Annotated in this window: 14 protein-coding genes and 1 pseudogene; 11 read left to right on the top strand and 4 right to left on the bottom strand. The window is 49.5% G+C overall.

Translation table 11 applies throughout. The features are described 5' to 3' along the window. The first annotated feature begins 10 nt into the window (after nucleotides 1–10). The 4 genes from srlE to FFM82_RS06985 all read left to right on the top strand — a co-directional run bounded on the left by srlE (nucleotide 11) and on the right by FFM82_RS06985 (nucleotide 4,572). Complete coding sequence (srlE, locus tag FFM82_RS07000) at nucleotides 11–1,030, top strand: PTS glucitol/sorbitol transporter subunit IIB (RefSeq protein WP_137645143.1); 1,020 nt, start codon at nucleotides 11–13, stop codon at nucleotides 1,028–1,030. Between the two features lie 23 nt (nucleotides 1,031–1,053). Next, on the top strand, nucleotides 1,054–1,428 hold the full coding sequence (locus FFM82_RS06995) for a PTS glucitol/sorbitol transporter subunit IIA (RefSeq protein ID WP_371852242.1): 375 nt from the start codon (nucleotides 1,054–1,056) through the stop codon (nucleotides 1,426–1,428). Nucleotides 1,429–1,486: 58 nt separating this feature from the next. Beyond that, complete coding sequence (locus FFM82_RS06990; protein ID WP_137645142.1) at nucleotides 1,487–2,167, top strand: fructose-6-phosphate aldolase; 681 nt, start codon at nucleotides 1,487–1,489, stop codon at nucleotides 2,165–2,167. A gap of 290 nt (nucleotides 2,168–2,457) precedes the next feature. Continuing rightward, nucleotides 2,458–4,572, top strand: coding sequence for a collagen-binding domain-containing protein (locus FFM82_RS06985; RefSeq protein ID WP_137645141.1), 2,115 nt, complete (start codon nucleotides 2,458–2,460; stop codon nucleotides 4,570–4,572). A 161-nt stretch (nucleotides 4,573–4,733) separates the two neighbouring features. Here the strand turns inward: FFM82_RS06985 and FFM82_RS06980 are convergent. The 3 genes and pseudogenes from FFM82_RS06980 to FFM82_RS06970 all read right to left on the bottom strand — a co-directional run. After that, nucleotides 4,734–5,003, bottom strand: a pseudogene (locus tag FFM82_RS06980) (type II toxin-antitoxin system mRNA interferase toxin, RelE/StbE family); the annotation flags it as partial. A 38-nt stretch (nucleotides 5,004–5,041) separates the two neighbouring features. After that, nucleotides 5,042–5,332 carry a type II toxin-antitoxin system RelB/DinJ family antitoxin gene (locus FFM82_RS06975; RefSeq protein ID WP_137645140.1) on the bottom strand — a complete coding sequence of 97 codons (291 nt, stop codon included), beginning with the start codon at nucleotides 5,330–5,332 and terminating at the stop codon, nucleotides 5,042–5,044. 555 nt (nucleotides 5,333–5,887) lie between these two features. Continuing rightward, on the bottom strand, nucleotides 5,888–6,610 hold the full coding sequence (locus FFM82_RS06970; RefSeq protein ID WP_137645139.1) for a GntR family transcriptional regulator: 723 nt from the start codon (nucleotides 6,608–6,610) through the stop codon (nucleotides 5,888–5,890). Between the two features lie 185 nt (nucleotides 6,611–6,795). Between FFM82_RS06970 and FFM82_RS06965 the strand changes: the two genes are divergently transcribed. The 4 genes from FFM82_RS06965 (at nucleotide 6,796) to FFM82_RS06950 (ending at nucleotide 11,921) form a co-directional block, all read left to right on the top strand. Continuing rightward, complete coding sequence (locus tag FFM82_RS06965; RefSeq protein WP_137645138.1) at nucleotides 6,796–7,623, top strand: alpha/beta hydrolase; 828 nt, start codon at nucleotides 6,796–6,798, stop codon at nucleotides 7,621–7,623. A gap of 793 nt (nucleotides 7,624–8,416) precedes the next feature. Further along, on the top strand, nucleotides 8,417–9,706 hold the full coding sequence (locus tag FFM82_RS06960) for an alkaline phosphatase family protein (RefSeq protein ID WP_137645137.1): 1,290 nt from the start codon (nucleotides 8,417–8,419) through the stop codon (nucleotides 9,704–9,706). An 11-nt stretch (nucleotides 9,707–9,717) separates the two neighbouring features. Then, entirely contained in the window at nucleotides 9,718–10,971 is a 1,254-nt protein-coding gene (locus tag FFM82_RS06955) for an MFS transporter (RefSeq protein WP_137645136.1), read from the top strand. Nucleotides 10,972–11,081: 110 nt separating this feature from the next. After that, nucleotides 11,082–11,921: an alpha/beta hydrolase gene (locus FFM82_RS06950; RefSeq protein WP_170178242.1), complete on the top strand. Its 840-nt coding sequence runs from the start codon at nucleotides 11,082–11,084 to the stop codon at nucleotides 11,919–11,921. An 87-nt stretch (nucleotides 11,922–12,008) separates the two neighbouring features. Here FFM82_RS06950 and FFM82_RS06945 read toward each other — a convergent pair whose 3' ends face one another. Continuing rightward, nucleotides 12,009–12,914, bottom strand: a complete 906-nt coding sequence (locus tag FFM82_RS06945; protein WP_137645135.1) for a proline iminopeptidase-family hydrolase — start codon at nucleotides 12,912–12,914, stop codon at nucleotides 12,009–12,011. Nucleotides 12,915–13,063: 149 nt separating this feature from the next. Here FFM82_RS06945 and FFM82_RS06940 point away from each other — a divergent pair, with 149 nt between their 5' ends. The 3 genes from FFM82_RS06940 to FFM82_RS06930 all read left to right on the top strand — a co-directional run bounded on the left by FFM82_RS06940 (nucleotide 13,064) and on the right by FFM82_RS06930 (nucleotide 17,683). Continuing rightward, nucleotides 13,064–14,896 carry a DUF2207 domain-containing protein gene (locus FFM82_RS06940; protein ID WP_137645134.1) on the top strand — a complete coding sequence of 611 codons (1,833 nt, stop codon included), beginning with the start codon at nucleotides 13,064–13,066 and terminating at the stop codon, nucleotides 14,894–14,896. A 209-nt stretch (nucleotides 14,897–15,105) separates the two neighbouring features. After that, nucleotides 15,106–15,903 carry a Cof-type HAD-IIB family hydrolase gene (locus tag FFM82_RS06935; protein ID WP_137645133.1) on the top strand — a complete coding sequence of 266 codons (798 nt, stop codon included), beginning with the start codon at nucleotides 15,106–15,108 and terminating at the stop codon, nucleotides 15,901–15,903. Between the two features lie 157 nt (nucleotides 15,904–16,060). Continuing rightward, nucleotides 16,061–17,683, top strand: a complete 1,623-nt coding sequence (locus FFM82_RS06930) for an ABC-F family ATP-binding cassette domain-containing protein (protein ID WP_137645132.1) — start codon at nucleotides 16,061–16,063, stop codon at nucleotides 17,681–17,683. Nucleotides 17,684–17,699 lie beyond the last annotated feature (16 nt).

Genomic DNA, 17,699 nt, shown 5'->3' with positions numbered 1-17,699 from the left:
AGGGAAGAACATGGCTTGGAAAAGTATTCGTGTTGAACACGGCGCAGGTGGCTGGGGCGGCCCACTAGTTATTACCCCGACAGAAAAAAAGCATAAGTTTATCTACGTTACGGGTGGCAATAGACCAGAAATTGTTGATAAAATTGCAGAGTTGACTGGTATGGAAGCCGTTGACGGTTTCAAGACTTCCATCCCGGATGATGAAATTGCTGTTGCAATTATTGATTGTGGTGGCACCCTTCGCTGTGGTATTTACCCTAAGAAGAATATCCTGACAATCAACGTTCTTCCTACTGGGAAGAGTGGTCCGCTGGCAAAATTCATCACACCTGAATTATACGTTTCCAGTGTAGGTGTTAATCAAATTAAGTTATCAGATGCCACTGAAGCGGAAGAAACGCCAGTTGCAGAAACCCAGGAAGCGCCGGTTGATTCACAAGAAAATGAAAGCGATTCTAAATACGATAACTCCAAAACAATTACCCAACAAATGGAAAAGAAAGGATTCATTGCCAAAATTGGGATTGGCGCCGGGAAAGTCGTTGCAACGTTCAATCAAGCCGCTAAGGATTCTGTTCAAACTGTGATTAATACGATTATTCCGTTTATGGCGTTCGTTGCCCTACTAATTGGGATCATTCAAGGTTCGGGGATTGGTAAAGTCTTTGCGAAATTGATGACGCCACTTGCTGGTAACGTTTGGGGATTAATGATTATGGGCTTCATTTGTTCATTACCATTCCTGTCACCATTACTCGGACCTGGGGCTGTTATTGGGCAAGTTATCGGGACGTTGATTGGTGTTGAAATTGGTAAAGGAAACATTGCACCGCAATACGCGTTACCGGCTTTGTTTGCGATTAATACGCAAAACGCCTGTGATTTTATCCCAGTTGGGTTAGGACTTGAAGAAGCGGACTCAAAGACTGTTGAAGTGGGTGTGCCATCAGTACTATATTCACGGTTTATTAACGGGGTTCCGCGGGTCTTAGTTGCTTGGATTGCTAGTTTTGGTTTGTACGCTAAATAGATTTTTGACGGTAGGTGAATTAAATGATGAGAATTAATGAGAACGCAACGTATCAAACGCAAGTGAAAGAAATTGGTGCGGATGCAAGGGAATTTTCTGAGATCAACATGGTCATCTTTTTTGGTGACGAAGCACCGGATGCATTACGATCATCCTGCTATATTATCGATGTTAAGCCGATTAATGGGGAGATTAAACCTGGAATGCATTTAGTTATCGATGATGTGACGTATGAAATTACGGCGGTAGGAAATGAAGTTCAACGTAATTTGAAGAATCTTGGCCACATTGCAGTTAGTTTCACCGGAAAAACGACAGCGGAATTGGCTGGCACAATGTATGTTGAAGAAAAAGCATACCCGGATATTAAAGTTGGTAGCCAAGTTAAAATCGTTTAATTCAAGGGTACCAAGATTAAGATAGAGTTTTATAAGTCAGTTTATAGGAGCGATAATCATGGAATTTTTACTAGACACCGTCGACATTGCGGCAATTCAAAAGTACGTCAACATTATCCCGCTAAGCGGGGTTACCTCGAACCCGTCGATCGTTAAAAAGGCGGGGAAAATTGATTTCTTCAGTCACATGCGGCAGATTCGACAAATTATTGGTCCGGACGCCACGTTGCACGCCCAGGTCGTTGGCACGACGACCGACGCGATGTTGGACGACGCCCACCATATCTTAAAGGAAATTGATGATCAGGTCTATATTAAGGTGCCGACCAACGAGGCTGGGCTGGCAGCAATCAAGCAGTTGAAGGCGGAAAACGTCAACGTGACGGCCACCGCTATCTACACGACCTTCCAAGGTAACTTGGCAATTGCGGCCGGGGCGGATTACTTGGCACCGTACTACAACCGGATGGTCAACATGGATATCGATGCCGACCGGGTAATTCACGACTTAGCAACCCAAATTGAACGCGACCACGCGAAGACCAAGATCTTGGCGGCCAGTTTCCACACCGTTCAGCAAGTGAACGCAGCGTTTGCCAACGGTGCTCAGGCCGCAACCATGGGCGCGGATATCTTACAAACGGCGCTGAACGTGCCGGCAATCGGTGCCGCCGTGGCCGACTTTACCCACGACTGGGAAAGTTTATATGGTCAGGACAGCACGATTACGTCACTTTAATTGAATTGAATTGTAAAAACGTTGGCATTTTTAGTGCCAGCGTTTTTTTGAAATTAGCGATAGTATTTCCATTACGTGATATTAAAACTGTTATTTAATGATGAAATAATGGGTTGATGATGATGTATACCAATTAGTGTAAATAGTGACTACCGTAATATTTTTAACTAGACCATTGTTGCAGATAAGCTATAAATAATATTAATTGGGCGCTTGAATGTCACCGGAAAAAGCGTGAAAATGGAGGTGGATTATAGTAAATATTAATAAACATATTAGGTGGGATCGGAATGGAATCAAAACGAACACATTTTAAAATGTATAAAATTGGCCGGCGTTGGGCCTTTGACTGCGCGGTGATTTTAACGTTAGGAAGTACCGCGGTGGCGGCTCAAGCGGACGAAACGACATCGAGCACCGCTAGTACGACTAGTTCCGTAGTGGACCAGGCTAGTGACCAATCATCCAGTGACGTCAGCAGCTCGGGAAGTAAAGCAGCTAGTCAGGATGAGCAGCAGTCCAATGATCAGGGTACTGAAACGACCGGTGCTAAGAAGACAACGGTGAAAGCCAACGCTCAAGGTTCCGAAACGGATACTGAGCAGAGCCATGATTCTGCGGCGGATGCTTCCAGCAATGAAAGTTCGGTTAATGAACACTCAACTAAGGAGAATAGTGCGTCACAAAATAGTGCCAAGGGAAGCAATACTACCGGTGACGAAGCCAAAGCGCAATCAACGACTCAGGGTGAACCAGTGAAGTCGTCAAGCAAACCTACGACGAAAGCCGCTAAAGTTGCGGCGATGACAACACAATTAGCGACACCAAAGTCAGAAAACAGTGCCGTCAAAGATGGTGGTAACGTTGAAGATGACTACCCGGATTTACATAACCTCTTGGGGATTTCCTCGCAATTTCATATTTTTGCCCGTGAAGCGGAACTAAACGCGCACACGAACGGGAACGTTGCCGTGGAAACTTTGATTGGTAACGTCAACTTTGGGACCAACATCACGGAAGAACTTTTGGATAAGGATATTTCCTACATTCAAAATATTACAAACATTGCCAACAGTTCCTTCGTTTCAAAAGGCAATAAGCGGGTCAATAAAGTGATCTTTGGTAAGGACATTGAGATTGACGTTTCTAACCCGAACCGGCCAAAAGTTAATGGTGAATACATCGACCACTTATTAGCCGAAGAAGTTTACCAAGACAAGAACGGCAACGTCTACATTGACTTTGACAAAGAGTTTGCCAAGTTGGAAAAGTTAAGTGGGAGTTTGAGCGCCATTAACCCGCACGTCAACTACAACAACAGTGATTTTGAAGATATGAATAACCGGGTGATCGACGTGACCGACCTGGAACCGGATGAAGACGGCCACATTATCATTAACTTATCCGCCGACGTGTTGGCGAACAGCACACCACTGACAATCAAGGGACTTTCTGCTGATAAGGACGGCCACACCGTTATCATTAACGTAGATACGGAAGGCAACCAGGATTACCACGTTAACTCGCAAATCAAAGTGATTTACGATGACGGCACTGAACGCAATAATAAGGAAACCGAAGACTTCGGTGATAACCACTTGCTTTGGAACTTCTACGACTCGACGGCGAGTGACAAGTTAGCGACCGGCACGATTTCAGTTGACCGGCCGTTCCAAGGAAGTGTTCTGGCACCCAAAGCGGAAATCGTGGCCAACCAAAACTTGGATGGTAACATCATTGCTGACAAAGTCGTAGTGAATGCCGAAACCCACCGTTGGGATTTACAAGACAACGTGGATAATAAGAAGGATCCCGATGACTTTGATAAGCCGGTCCACCCAAGTATCGACGTTGAAATGCCGAATATCGAAGAACCGGAAGGCCCCGAAGAACCAGGCGAACCGGAGGAACCAGAAGGCCCTGAAGAACCGGGCGAACCGGAGGAACCAGAAGTGCCCGAAGTACCGACTGCACCGGTTGACGTTGAGGAACCGGACGAGGAAACCGATGGGAATACCGATGAAGTAATTGATGAAATTGAAGAGGAAGTCGAAGAAGAGCTTGAAGCGGGGAACGTGACCGAGGACACCGTCGACGAACTCGAAGACTTATTCGACTTAATCGAAGAAGAGGCCGTTAGTGACCAAATCGAAGATGAAAGTAACTTATTAACGCTGATTGATGAAGCGATTAAGGTTGCCCAAGCGCAACATAACACCGCGTTGGTCAAGCAATTGACGACGTTACGGGCAAAAGTGGCAACCGCGCTTGCCCAAGCCAAGGGACAGCAATTGCCACAAACTGGTGAAGCCACGACACAATGGCTGACCTTAGCTGGTTTCGGCCTCGCTAGCAGCTTAGCGGTTGCGGCGTACGGGTTACGTCGGCACCGGGTAACTGAATAAAGTGTTAATGTAACATTCAGTTTAGCAAAAAAACTCCTATAATTGTTAGAGCCATTTGTCTAATAATTATAGGAGTTTTTACGACTAAAAATAAGAAAGCGTGGTAACTTCAACTACCGCGCAAAAATTTTAGGAGCATTATCATACAGCTAATTAAATCACTATTTTAACGTCCCGTGAAATAACTCATGATGACTACCAACTCTAATTAGGCGAATTGTTGGATTAGTTTTATGGGGCATATAAATAACGAGCACGTCAACTTTGCCATCGGATAAATGGTATTCGTAACAGCCAGTATAATTGCCACCGCGATTATTTAAGATGTGTGGTTGATACTCAGCATTAACGACACCGTTAAAGTGCAACTGATTTAAGCTGTTCATGAGATGAGTAATCAACTCAGGGTGCCGAAGTTTTAACCGCTGATAGTCTTTCTTGAATTAAGGCTCGACTTTTAGTTGGTATATCATGCTTTATCCAGATAGGTCTTCAGTTCGTCTACGCTATTGAAAGTAGGGGCGTCATCGGGGAGGATGCCGAGTTCCTTCGCTTGGGCCGTTACGATGGCTTTCTTAGTTGCTTCCGTTGGCACATCTGATTCAGATAGTACTTCAAAAGGCACTTTCTTTTGAATAACCAATTGACGAGCAGCTAAGTTGAAATACCCATTGATGCTTAGCCCCATGGATTTTAGTTGTTTAGTTAATTGTTTCTTGAGATCATCATCAAGACGAACGGTAGTTGGCGTTGTCTTCATATAAATCACCTCTATTTATATATCATTCTACCATACTATTGATATACAGTGAGTATCAAGTTGCCGTTTGTTAGCTGGTTACTTAGGACGGCCGATGCCTAAGACGAGGCTGTTAGTCACCCTAGTAAGTATTTGATCAAGCAGTATCCAAACTGATTGATAAGGGCTACTATAAATTAGCACACTTTTCCGTTGCATGTTGGACCACTGACGGTCGTTTGGTATAAGGGATAATTTTAGTTGGGCATTAAAAAAGTCACTAGTTACCTAACCAGTGACACCCAATCTTATGACGACTCCTTGACCTAATCCTTTGACCCCATGTCGACCACGAGTTTTCGTGGTGTAAAGGCTAACCCCCATTAGCTTTTTACAACTATTATTATAAATGGTTAGCTTAATTAGTCAATATTTGTTCGAATATATTTTAAATAAACATTGTAATTAAAATGCAACAATTGGTCGCTAACTTTTGGTAAACGTTCCAATCGTTGATTTAACAAGCAATCCCCGCGGACCGTTGCGCACAGTCCGCGGGGATTTAGTTTGTTTGCTCTAGTTACGAATGAGGCGGGTGAAGTTAAATTCGTTCGGAATGAAGTGTGATTCAGTGTATTCGAACTGGCGCCCCTGATCATTAAAAGAGATGCTGATCATATTGCCGACACAGTTATTATCGCCGAGATCGAGTTGTTCCAAGTCGAGATCCTTGGCGGAGTCTATTTGCAATATTCGCTTAACGACCGCAATTTTTAATTTCAACGTCGTTTTTAAATAATGGTAAATCGACTGCTTGGCGATTGCCGCCGTAATCCCGGGCGTTAGTTGAGCGTTAAAATAGTTGATATCGATTACGGCGCGGGTACCGTTGATGACCCGTACCCGCTGAATGGCGTAAACCGGGATACCGATTTCGAAAGCTGTTTTGGCGCTTAGGGCCTGGTCAACGATGACCTGTTCAAAGTAAATCACGTCCGTTTGGTAGTCGATGGAGCGGCCGCGATTCATCGCGGCTACGCCGGTCGTATCGCCTAGGTTTAAGTTAAACTGCTGGGTTTGCGGTGAATGTTCAAGCAGCACCACACCGCGCCCCTTTACACTGTATACTAATCCTTCGGCGGCCAGTTGTTCGATGGCCTTTCGCACGGCGTAGCGGCTACTGTCAAATTCTTTAATTAAGTCGTCTTCAATCGGTAGGCGCATCTTGATACTGTAGTCCCCAGCCAGGATGCGCTTTTTGAGTGTTTCGTATATGGTTGCGTAAGTTGCTTTTGCCATGGCTGTCACCCTCGTTCATTCCTTTATTTACCTACATTATATCAGATTCTTTATCAATTGAATAAATAATTCGAATAAATTTAGATATTTATTCGAATAAAAATTGACAGCGCTTACGACTGTAATCTATAATGTTGGGTGAGGAAATGAAAGTTAATTAATTAGGCAATATGGGGGGATTCGTAATGCAAATTGAAAACGTGACACTAACGACTGACAACCAACCGTTTCACCTGACCGCGACTTGGCTCGACCAGATTTCTGATTTGGGGACGCCGGTTGACTACCCGCTCATGATTATTTGCCCGGGCGGGGGCTTTACTTACCATTCTGGTCGGGAAGAAGCGCCAATTGCGACCCGTTTTAACGCGAGCGGCATGCACACAATCGTACTGAACTACCAACTGGAAGCACCGGAAACGCCGGTTTATCCACGGGCGTTGCACCAAGTGGCGGCCACGTTGGACTGGGTTAGCGACCAGGCCGCGGCGCACCACGTCGACACGGACCGGATCGTGTTAGCTGGCTTTTCAGCCGGGGGTCACGTTGCCGCGTTGTTCAACGTCGTTGCGACCGACCCGCAGTTGCGTGAGCAGTACGGGTTAAACGCGTACCGCGGCCGCCACGCAGCGGTCGTCCTGAGTTATCCGGTGATCGACCTCCGCGCCGGTTTTCCAACGACCCAGGCAGAACGAATCAAGGTGACGTCAAACCAGCAATTATGGGCGGCGCAGGCGTTGGTCACTGCGGCTACGAAGCCGGCCTTTGTTTGGCAGACCCGGACCGACGAACTGGTGCCGGCCCAAAACTCGCTGTTATACGTCCAAGCTTTAATGGCTAAGGGCGTGGCGGTAGAATACCACTTATTCGGTAACGGGGTTCACGGCCTGGCGCTTGCGGACCACGTGACCGCTAAGCCGGGGAAGCCGAAGTACTTGAACGCGGAAGCCCGCCAGTGGCCACACTTGGCGACCCGCTGGTTACAGACCCAGGGCATCTTAACGACTGATTAATTTAAACATACTAAGATTAGCTCCGTAAAACCAAAAACGGTTTTACGGATTTTTTTGAATTATAGTGGAATATATGGCGCTAAAAATCAAACATGGCCTCTTGGACTTCGAGTTCGTAATGACGCTACTATTAATTTGGAAATACACAATATTATTGACGTTGACTAGAATCGTTATCAATTTGGTGCCTATCCGTGAAAAATCATATTAATGGACGTGGTAACATCCGAGCAGGTCGTATTTTATTCTTTACTATTCGAAACACGGTGCACCGACCAATTGTATGATTACTTATACTACGGACAGTCCAATAAGGTTCATACCTTATAATTTAATCCTGGCTATCTCACGTTGATACTTCCAATTTCAATCGTTGGGAGACACTGTTTAATGGACACGTATTTAGCCGTGAGGGCGGTCCTAAAGTGGCTCAGTGGTGTCGTTTGCGTTAGTCGGGGTTGTTTCCCGACTTACCCAAAGACCGAGCTTTAAGACAAGTGGGTTGCTTGGCTTAAAGTCGTGTCCACCACGCTCCAGCCGCTTTAGGACCAACCGGCAAGGCGGCAAGTTGCCACGATTCGGACTTGGCTGATGTTAGGAAAGGGGGCTACGGCAAAAGTCACGGCCGCCTCTGTGTCTCCGTCGGATAAGGGGCGAAACGTGCGCCCAAAGTCAGCCATCTTTTGGCACACGTTCGTTTTTGAGTGGCGACCATTTCATTTCGGGTGTGACAGGCGGGAAATTTCTGCGGTATAATCAAAGTTATGCTAATTATGTAAGGAAGCGATTATTGATGGCGACCAACCAACACTTAGTCATCATTTCATTAGATTCACTCGGGTTCCGCGACTTGCGCGAACACGGGGCGGAATTACCGGTGCTAAGTCAACTGATGGCTGGCGGGGCCTGGGTCAAGTCCGTGACCGGGATTTACCCGACTTTGACCTACCCGTCACACACGACGATTATTACCGGGCAATACCCGCGAATTCACGGGATTGTGAATAATACGAAGTTACAACCTAAGCGGCGCTCGCCCGACTGGTTCTGGTACCAAAAGGACGTTCGCGTCCCGACACTGTACGACTTGGCGCGCAAGCAAAAAATGACGACCGCCGCGTTTTTATGGCCGGTGACGGCCGGCAGTAAGATTACTTACAACTTGGCCGAAATTTTCCCGAACCGGATCTGGACCAACCAGGTACTGGTATCGTTAAAGGCCAGTTCACCGCTGTTCTTACTCAATATGGACCGCAAGTACGGGCATTTACGGCGTGGGATTAAACAGCCGGAGCTTGACGAATTCATTACGGCGTGTGCGGTCGATACGATCAGCCATAAGCGGCCGAACTTAACAATGATCCACCTGGTTGACATGGACAGCATGCGCCACCGTTACGGTGTACGTTCCAAGCAGGCCATGCAGGCGTTACACCGGTTAGACCGCCACGTTGGCCAAATCATTGATGCAACCAAGGCGGCCGGAACCTTTGCCGACACCAACTTCGTGATTTTAGGCGACCATTACCAGATCAACGTTGACCACATGATCCACCTGAACACGCTGTTTGCGGCCAAGGGCTGGTTGACGCCGCGGCCGGACCAGACGTTTGAAGACGACTGGCGGGTCATGGCTAAAACGACGGACGGGTCGACCTACGTTTATACCCGCAACTTTGACGCGGTGGCCGAACTCAAAGCGTTGGTTGCCGGTGTCGAAGGGGTTGAAACGGTAATCGACGGGCCCGCCGCGGCCGACCGCGGTGCCGATCCGCAGTGTACCCTGATGGCCGAAGCGCAGGCCGGCTACTACTTCACCGATGAAAGCCGGCGGCCGTTAGTCGTTGAGCCGGTCCATCCGGATACCTTGGGCCAACCGGACCGTTATCACGGGGTCCACGGCTACGACCCGACTAAGCCGGATTACCAAACGACGCTACTATTCAACGGACCAGCTGTGAAAGCCGGTGCGACGGTTGAACGGGCCGACTTGGTCGACGAAGCCCCGACCTTTGCGCGGCTCCTCGGGCTGCACTTTGACGGCGCGTTACCGGGACACGAACTGAACGGGATTTTTAAATAAGGAGTTTTTTGATGAAATTTAATAAGCAACAGTGGGGTTGGATCTTCTACGACTGGGCAAACTCCGGTTACGGGATCATCGTCACGACCGCCGTACTGCCGGTTTACTTCAAGGCGGTTGCGCAAAGCAGCGGGGTCAGTCCCGCAAACGCCACGGCTTATTGGGGCTACGCGAATAGTTTCGGGACCTTACTGGTTTCGATCTTGGCGCCGATTCTGGGCGCGCTAGCTGATTACCCAAACACGAAGAAGCGGTTTTTAAACGCGTTTTCGATGTTGGGGATGGTGATGACGCTCGGCCTAAGCTTGGTACCGTCGTCGGCCTGGCAATGGTTACTAGTGGTTTACATCCTTTCAATCATTGGCTATTCGGGCGGTAACCTGTTTTACGATAGCTTTCTGACCGACGTTGCGCCTAACAAGCAGATGGATCGCATTTCCTCATATGGTTACGGCTTTGGCTACCTGGGCGGGGTGCTGGCCTTCGTCTTGTTCTTAGTGTTGCAACTAACCAGCGGTTTCGGCATGTTATCCAGTTACGGGGTCGCGCGCTGGAGTTTCGCGTTAGCCGCCGCCTGGTGGATCATTTTTTACATTCCGTTATTGAAGAACGTGCACCAAAAGTACGCGTTGGAACCAAATGGTCACCCGATCCGGTCGAGTTTTGCGCGGGTCTGGTCGACCTTGAAACACATCGGTAATTACCGGGCCGCCGCCTGGTTTTTAGTGGCCTACTTCTTTTACATTGACGGGGTCGACACGATTTTTACCATGGCCACTTCGATCGGGATGGACATGGGAATCACCACCACGACGTTGATGATCGTCTTGCTGGTCGTGCAACTAGTCGCCTTTCCGTTTTCACTACTATACGGTTGGTTGGCGAATAAGATCTCGACGCGTTTCGGCATTTTGTTAGGTATCTTGATTTACCTTGGAATTTGCCTGTATGCACTGCGACTGGAATCAACGGTCGACTTCTGGATTTTGGCGGTGCTGGTCGGAACTAGTCAGGGGGGAATTCAAGCCCTGAGCCGCTCCTACTTTGGGCGGCTAATTCCGAAGCAGAGCGGCAGTGAATTCTTCGGTTTTTATAACATTCTCGGGAAGTTTTCCGCCGTTATGGGGCCGGTACTGGTCGGGATTGTGACCCAAATTACGGGTAAATCAACGATTGGGGCGGCTTCGCTCAGCATTTTATTCATCATTGGTCTCGTCATTTTTCTGGCGTTGCCCCGTTTAGGAAAAACAACGACGCAAGCTTAACGTCCTTAAACGTTCACCGTACTGGTGGGCGTTTTTTTGTCGGCGGGGTTTGAAAGCGGCGACCGCTAAGTTTTGCGGTACACTAAAACGAAAAGGTTGGGGGAATCAGCATGCAAAAAAAGATGCGGTGGCTGTTCGGGCTACTGTTAATTATGGGAATTTTGAGTGGTTGTCAAGCACCGACGAAAATGGGACGGTCGCAAGCAATCCGGCCGGTACCGACCTTGTTTTTCCACGGTTACGGCAGTAGTATCAACGCTGAAAAGCAAATGGTACGGGCGGCGCAGCGGGCGGGGGTTACCAACTCGGTCGTTCAGGCCACCGTCGCCAAAAACGGGCGGGTGCACTTGACCGGTCATTTTCAACGTGGCGATCAGTACCCAATCGTTGAAGTCGGCTTCCTAGATAACCGCAACGGCGACTACCCAACCGTTGGCCGCTGGATGCGTAACGTGGTGTTGGCGTTACAGAAGCGTGACCACGTTAAAAGTTTTAACGTCGTCGGTCATTCGATGGGCAATTTAGCGATTGCCTATTACTTGTTGGACTACGGGCAACGGCGCGACTACCCGCAATTGCGTAAGCAAGTGGATATCGCCGGTCACTACAACGGTGTGCTGGGCATGGACGATGAACCGAACCGGATGCAGCTGGCGCAAAACGGGCGGCCGACCAAGATGATTAAGACCTACCGCCAGCTGACCAAGTTACGGCAAAGCTATCCGTACCACCAAATTGACGTCCTAAATATTTATGGTGACCTAAACGATGGCAGTCATTCGGACGGCCGCGTCAGCAACGCCGCGTCCAAATCGTTACGTTACCTAGTGGCCGACCGTGCCAAGTCGTACCGTGAACAACGGGTGGTCGGCCCGCAGGCGCAACATAGTAAGCTCCACGATAATGCGACCGTTAACCGGGCGTTGATCAAGTTCATTTGGGGGAAGTAGTGGCTTGGTACTGAGCGTGAAAACTAAACAGGGAGCGGTTGACACACCTCAGTTGTGTGTCAACCGTTCCCTGTTTTTAAGTTAACGTTAGTCAAAAGTTCCAGCGTTTAAATCTAGCAAGTAGTTCCGCAAGTTAGTAAAGAAGACCTCGGGATTGTCGACCATGTGGTTATGACCACTGTCGGGCGTCACGGCTAAGCGGGCGTGGGGCATGTTCTTAGCCATCCGTTCGGCGGTCGCTAGTGGCATGGTTTCGTGGTCGGCAAAGGAGAGCAGGGTCGGGACTTGGATCGTCTTTAGCTGTTCGGAGAAGTCCCAGTCACCGAGGTCGCCTTCGAGCACGAACTCGTTGTCGCCTTGAAAGTAGTTATAAACCGGCTTGGCTTGAATATCGATTTGATGGGCCATTAGTTCGGGATGATGCCGGTTCACGTAACGGTGGTAGAGAGTCCGGATCAAAGCGCGGTAGTGGGGATTTTGCCACTGACCGCGTTGCTCGATCGAGCGCATAAAGGCGTTTTCGGCGGACGAAAAATTCGTTTCGCGGATGGCCTGCATGTGGGTCAGGTAGTCGGCAACGTTGTCAATCATGCTGATGATGACCAGACCGGCTAATTGCTCGGGGTGGGCCGCCGCGTAGGTCATGGCCAGCATGCCACCCCACGAGTGACCGACCAGGATGACGTGGTCGTAGCCAAGTTGACGGCGGACCTCGTCGACTTCTTGTAAGTAGTAGTCTTCGGTTAAGTACTGGCTGCGCACTTTAGGGTCGTCCCAGTCGGGGGTGTCGGAGTACCACGAACCCAGTTGGTCGTACATGGTGACTTCCACGTCGAGGGCGGCTAGCTCCGGCCCGAAGCGTTCGAAGACTTCGTGGGTGTCACCAGGGCCACCGTGTAAGCAGAGCATCTTAATTTTTCCACCGAGGTTACTGGTGTGGCTCCACAGGTGGTAGCCGTTACTGAGGGTTAAAATGCGGGTGACGTTTTTCATGGACAAACTTCCTTTCTATAGGCAGGCGCCCGCAATTAGCGCGCCATGGTTTGATAGCCTTATCTTACAACAACTTCCCCGCTTTGGACACGAAAGTCAGTCGCTGGTATGGTAAACTATCACTAACAACGGAAAGGCGGGGGTTACGGATGCTTAAAAAGGGGTGCTGGTCGGGCGGCTTGTTCGGCCTGCTGAGCGTCATCGCAATCATTATCGGCTTGGGGTGCGGGCAGCTCAACGCACGCGCGGACTACGACATCGACAATTACCGGGTAAAGGTCAACGTGCGCGAAGATGGCAGCGCGGAAGTCACCCAGTCGATGAGTTACGAATTCGATGACGATTATAGCGGGGTCTTTAACGTTCAGAGCCTGAAGGGAATTCGTGGCGCCAAGTTGCGCGACGTCTTTACCCAGGTCAATAACGGGGCGTTCAAACGGGCGCAACCGGCAACGAGTGGTCAGAATAACACGTACGAAGTTAGTCAAAATAAACAACGAATGCGGGTTAAAGTCTACCAGCAAGTTGAAGACGACGACGTTCTACAAGTCGGGTACGTCTACGACTTATACGGGTTAGTGACCAATTACGCGGATACGGCCGAATTGAACTGGCAGATTGTCGGTAACGGCTGGGACGAACCGCTCCACCACGTTAAGATCACCGTTCAGCTGCCGGCCAATCAAATTTCAAAGTTACAGGCCTGGACGCACGGACCGCTTGACGGCCAGACCAAAGTTGACCGTAAGCGGGGGTTGGTGACGATGACGGTTGACCGTAACCCGGCCAACCAGTTTATTGAAAGTCACCTGTTATTTCCAACCAGCGTAACGCCGGCTAACCAGCAGAAGAGTTCTAAGAAGCGTTTAGCCGCGGTCCGTAAACAGGAAGCTAAGCTAGCGGAACAGGCCAACCAGAAACGCCGCCAGTCGCGGCTGATTCGGGTCGGGGTCGTTAGCGTGGTGGCGGCCATTTGGCTGATTATCCTGGTGAGCTACGGTGTCTGGTTTGCCCGCCATGCTGCGCACCGCTACCCGCGGCCGGTACCGGTGAACCACTGGTTCGAAGTCCCTAACGTTTCACCAGCCGCTGCGCAGGCCATGCTAAGTAAGCAGGATCCCAATGCCAAGGCGTTGACCGGTGAAATCTTGCGGGGCGCCGCTGCCGGTGAGTATGAGATTACCACCATTCCGGGAAAACGCGGTAAGCAGCGGGTGCTGATCACGAAGCGTAAGCCGGTGACCAACGCCTTTTTAGCGGATTGTTTTACCTTCGTTGCGCCGGACGGTACGCTGGATATGGCGGACCTCAAGGCGTTTGGTAAACGCGATAAGTCCGGTAAGTTAGCGAAGGCCTTTACCAAGTGGCAAAAAACGGTCCGGCACGAGTTGGACGCCTACCGCGACCCAACTAATATCCGCTGGTTACAAGCTTGGGACGCGCTGACCGTTTTGACCCTGGTCGTGGGGGAAATCGGTAGTGCGCTCGCGCTACTGATCAGCGGTCGACTAGCGCTAACGATGGCTATGGTGGTTGGCGTTGTCGCTTTGATTTGTCTCATCATGACGCTGATTCAACACCGGAAAATCACCCGCTACGTACCGGCGGGCCTGGACATCGAAAACCAAGTTGGGGGCTTAAAGCGGATGATGAAGGACATTGGGCACTTCAATACCGCTGAAATCGGGAATTTAATTTTATGGGAACAGTTACTACCGTACGCGGCGGCCTTTGGACTCAGTAAAAAAGTGACCGACCAGTTGGCGATTGATTTTAGTGCCAGTGACCTGGCCGATAATTGGATCTTGTACTACCCGTTATTTTACTCGGATGTCAACTTCGACTTTTCGGACGTTATTACGTCGAGCTTCAACGGGTCGATCAGTGCGTCGAGTAATTCAAGTTCATCCGGGGGCTCCGGCGGCTTTTCCGGTGGCAGCTCGGGGGGCGTCGGCGGTGGTTCCGGTGGCGGTGCGTTTTAATATATAGTGCAATCAACGACTACTTCGATCATGGGGTAGTCGTTTTTGCTGTGTTTTTCCGGCGAATTAAGGTGTAAACTTAAGCATAATACCACCCGGGGGTTAATTTTATAACCGATTAACGTTTTCGCCCGTCCGAAGTTGTTCAGCGCGCGATAAACCGGTAAACTTAGGTGGTAAGGTTTTTACATAGAATGGATGATTAATGAATGACAATTAAACTGATTGCGGCCGACATGGACGGCACCTTCCTGGATGATCACGGGGAGTATGACCGGGGCCGGTTCGCCGAAATATATAAAGCATTACGAAAGCGCGGCATTCAATTCGTCATTGCCAGTGGCCACCAAGCCGTGGAACTGGCGCAGTTTTTCGCTGATTTCCCCGATATCTGGCTAATTGGTGGTAACGGCGCGGAGTTGATGAACCGGGATGCTGGTCTGAGCGCCGAAACGTTTAGTCACACCGCCACTGACCAGGTCTTAAAAGTACTGGCGGCTTACCCGGAATTACAAGTTGCCCTGTGTGGCACCCACACCGTGTCCGTGTTACAAACGGCTAACCCGGTCTTCGTCGCGCAGATGCGCAATTATTATTACCAGGTGGCCAGTGTGGCTGATTTTGACCAGGTCACTGATCCAGTCGTCAAGTTTGACCTGATCTGCGCGCCCGAACAGACGAACCAGCTGCTTTACGAGTTAAAGCCTAAGCTGGCCGAAATCGCCGTGCCGGTTTCCGGTGGTCAGGGTAGTATGGACCTGATTCAGCCGGGCATGCACAAGGGGCGGGCTTTAAAGCGGCTAGGGGCCCGTTTGCACATTAAACCCGAGGAAATGGTGGCGTTTGGCGACGGCACCAACGACCTCGAAATGTTGCACTACGTTAAAACCGGCGTTGCGATGCAAAACGCGCCGGCCAACGTCAAGGCTAACGCTACCGCGGTCACCGGCACGAACCTAGACAGCGGCGTGTTGCACTATATTGAACAACATATTTTGAAACCATAACGTTGTTTTCAGAAAATGACTAACTGTTTTGATTGCAATCTAGATTGTTCGCATGCTATCATCAGGATATATGATTAACGATGCAGGAGGCTGGGAGGATGATTCCCGACCTCTTTTCTGTATGATTGGTCGATAATAAAAAAGTAGAGGTATTTAAATGCTCACCGTAAATAATGTTAGTATGCAGTTTTCAACGCGCAAACTTTATGATGATGTTAACTTAAAATTTATACCGGGAAATTGTTACGGCGTAATCGGGGCCAACGGGGCTGGTAAGTCAACCTTCTTAAAGATTTTGGAAGGCAAGCTCCAACCGACGACCGGGACGGTTTCCATGGGTCCTAACGAACGGATGTCCAGCTTGAACCAAAACCACTTTGCCTTTGAAGATGAAGAAGTGTTATCGACCGTCATTCAGGGGCACCGTAAACTTTACGAGATCATGGTTGAAAAGGACGCGTTGTACGCCAAACCAGATTTTAATGACGAAGACGGGATTCGTGCCGCCGAACTCGAGGGCGAATTTGCCGAAATGGATGGTTGGAACGCCGAAGCTGAAGCGGACCAACTGTTGCAAGACTTAGGCATCGACGAACCAATGCAACACTTGAAGATGAGTGAACTGACCGAACCCCAAAAGGTGAAGGTCTTATTAGGGCAAGCGCTATTCGGTAACCCCGACGTCTTACTCCTAGACGAACCGACTAACGGGCTGGACGTTCAGTCAATCAGCTGGTTGGAAGACTTCCTAGCGGGCTACCAAAATACGGTCATCGTGGTTTCCCATGACCGCCACTTTTTGAACCAGGTTTGTACCCACATGTGTGATGTGGACTTTGGCAAGATTACGCTCTTCGTTGGGAACTACGATTTCTGGATGGAATCCAGTCAATTAGCGGCGAAGTTGCAAGCCAACGCGAACGCTAAGAAGGCGGATCAAATCAAGGAATTAAAGGAATTTATCGCCCGCTTTAGCGCCAACGCGTCGAAGTCGAAGCAGGCCACGTCGCGGAAGAAACAATTGGAAAAAATCACGTTGGACGACATTAAGCCGTCCTCACGGAAGTACCCGTTCATCAAGTTTACGCCCGACCGTGAACTCGGCAACGACTTACTGCGGGTCGAAAACGTGTCGAAGACCATCGAAGGCGTCAAAATTTTGGATAACATTAGTTTCACGCTGCGCCCGACCGAAAAGACGGCGTTGATCAGCCGGAACGACTTGGCCACGACGACGCTGATGCAAATTATCGCGGGCGACCTGGAACCGGATACCGGTGAAGTCGTTTGGGGGCAAACCACCTCACGGACTTATTTACCTAAGGATATCGACGAACAGTTCGCCGGGAGCGACTTACCGATTATTGATTGGTTACGGCAGTTCGCTTCCAAAGAGGAAAGTGACAACACCTTCTTGCGTGGTTTCCTTGGTAAGATGCTGTTTTCTGGAACCGACGTCGAACGGCCGGTCAACGTGTTGTCCGGGGGCGAAAAGGTTCGCGGCATGTTGTCCAAGATGATGTTGAGTCGGGCCAACGTCTTGTTACTAGACGACCCGACCAACCACTTGGACTTGGAATCGATCACGGCGTTGAACGACAGTTTGATTGCGTTTAACTCCGCCATTATCTTTACGTCCCACGACCACGAGTTCATTCAAACGATTGCTAACCACATCGTTGAAGTGAGTGCCAAGGGCGTTGTCGACCGGGGTGATACGACTTACGACGAATACCTGGCCCACGAGGCAACCCAGGGACGCGTTGAAGACCTTTATTAATTAGTTCCCATTAAAT

The organism is Lactiplantibacillus plajomi, assembly GCF_005405405.1.
Lineage (GTDB): Bacteria > Bacillota > Bacilli > Lactobacillales > Lactobacillaceae > Lactiplantibacillus > Lactiplantibacillus plajomi.
The sequence above is the reverse complement of the archived record's forward strand: the minus strand, read 5'-3'. Positions and strand labels throughout refer to the sequence as shown.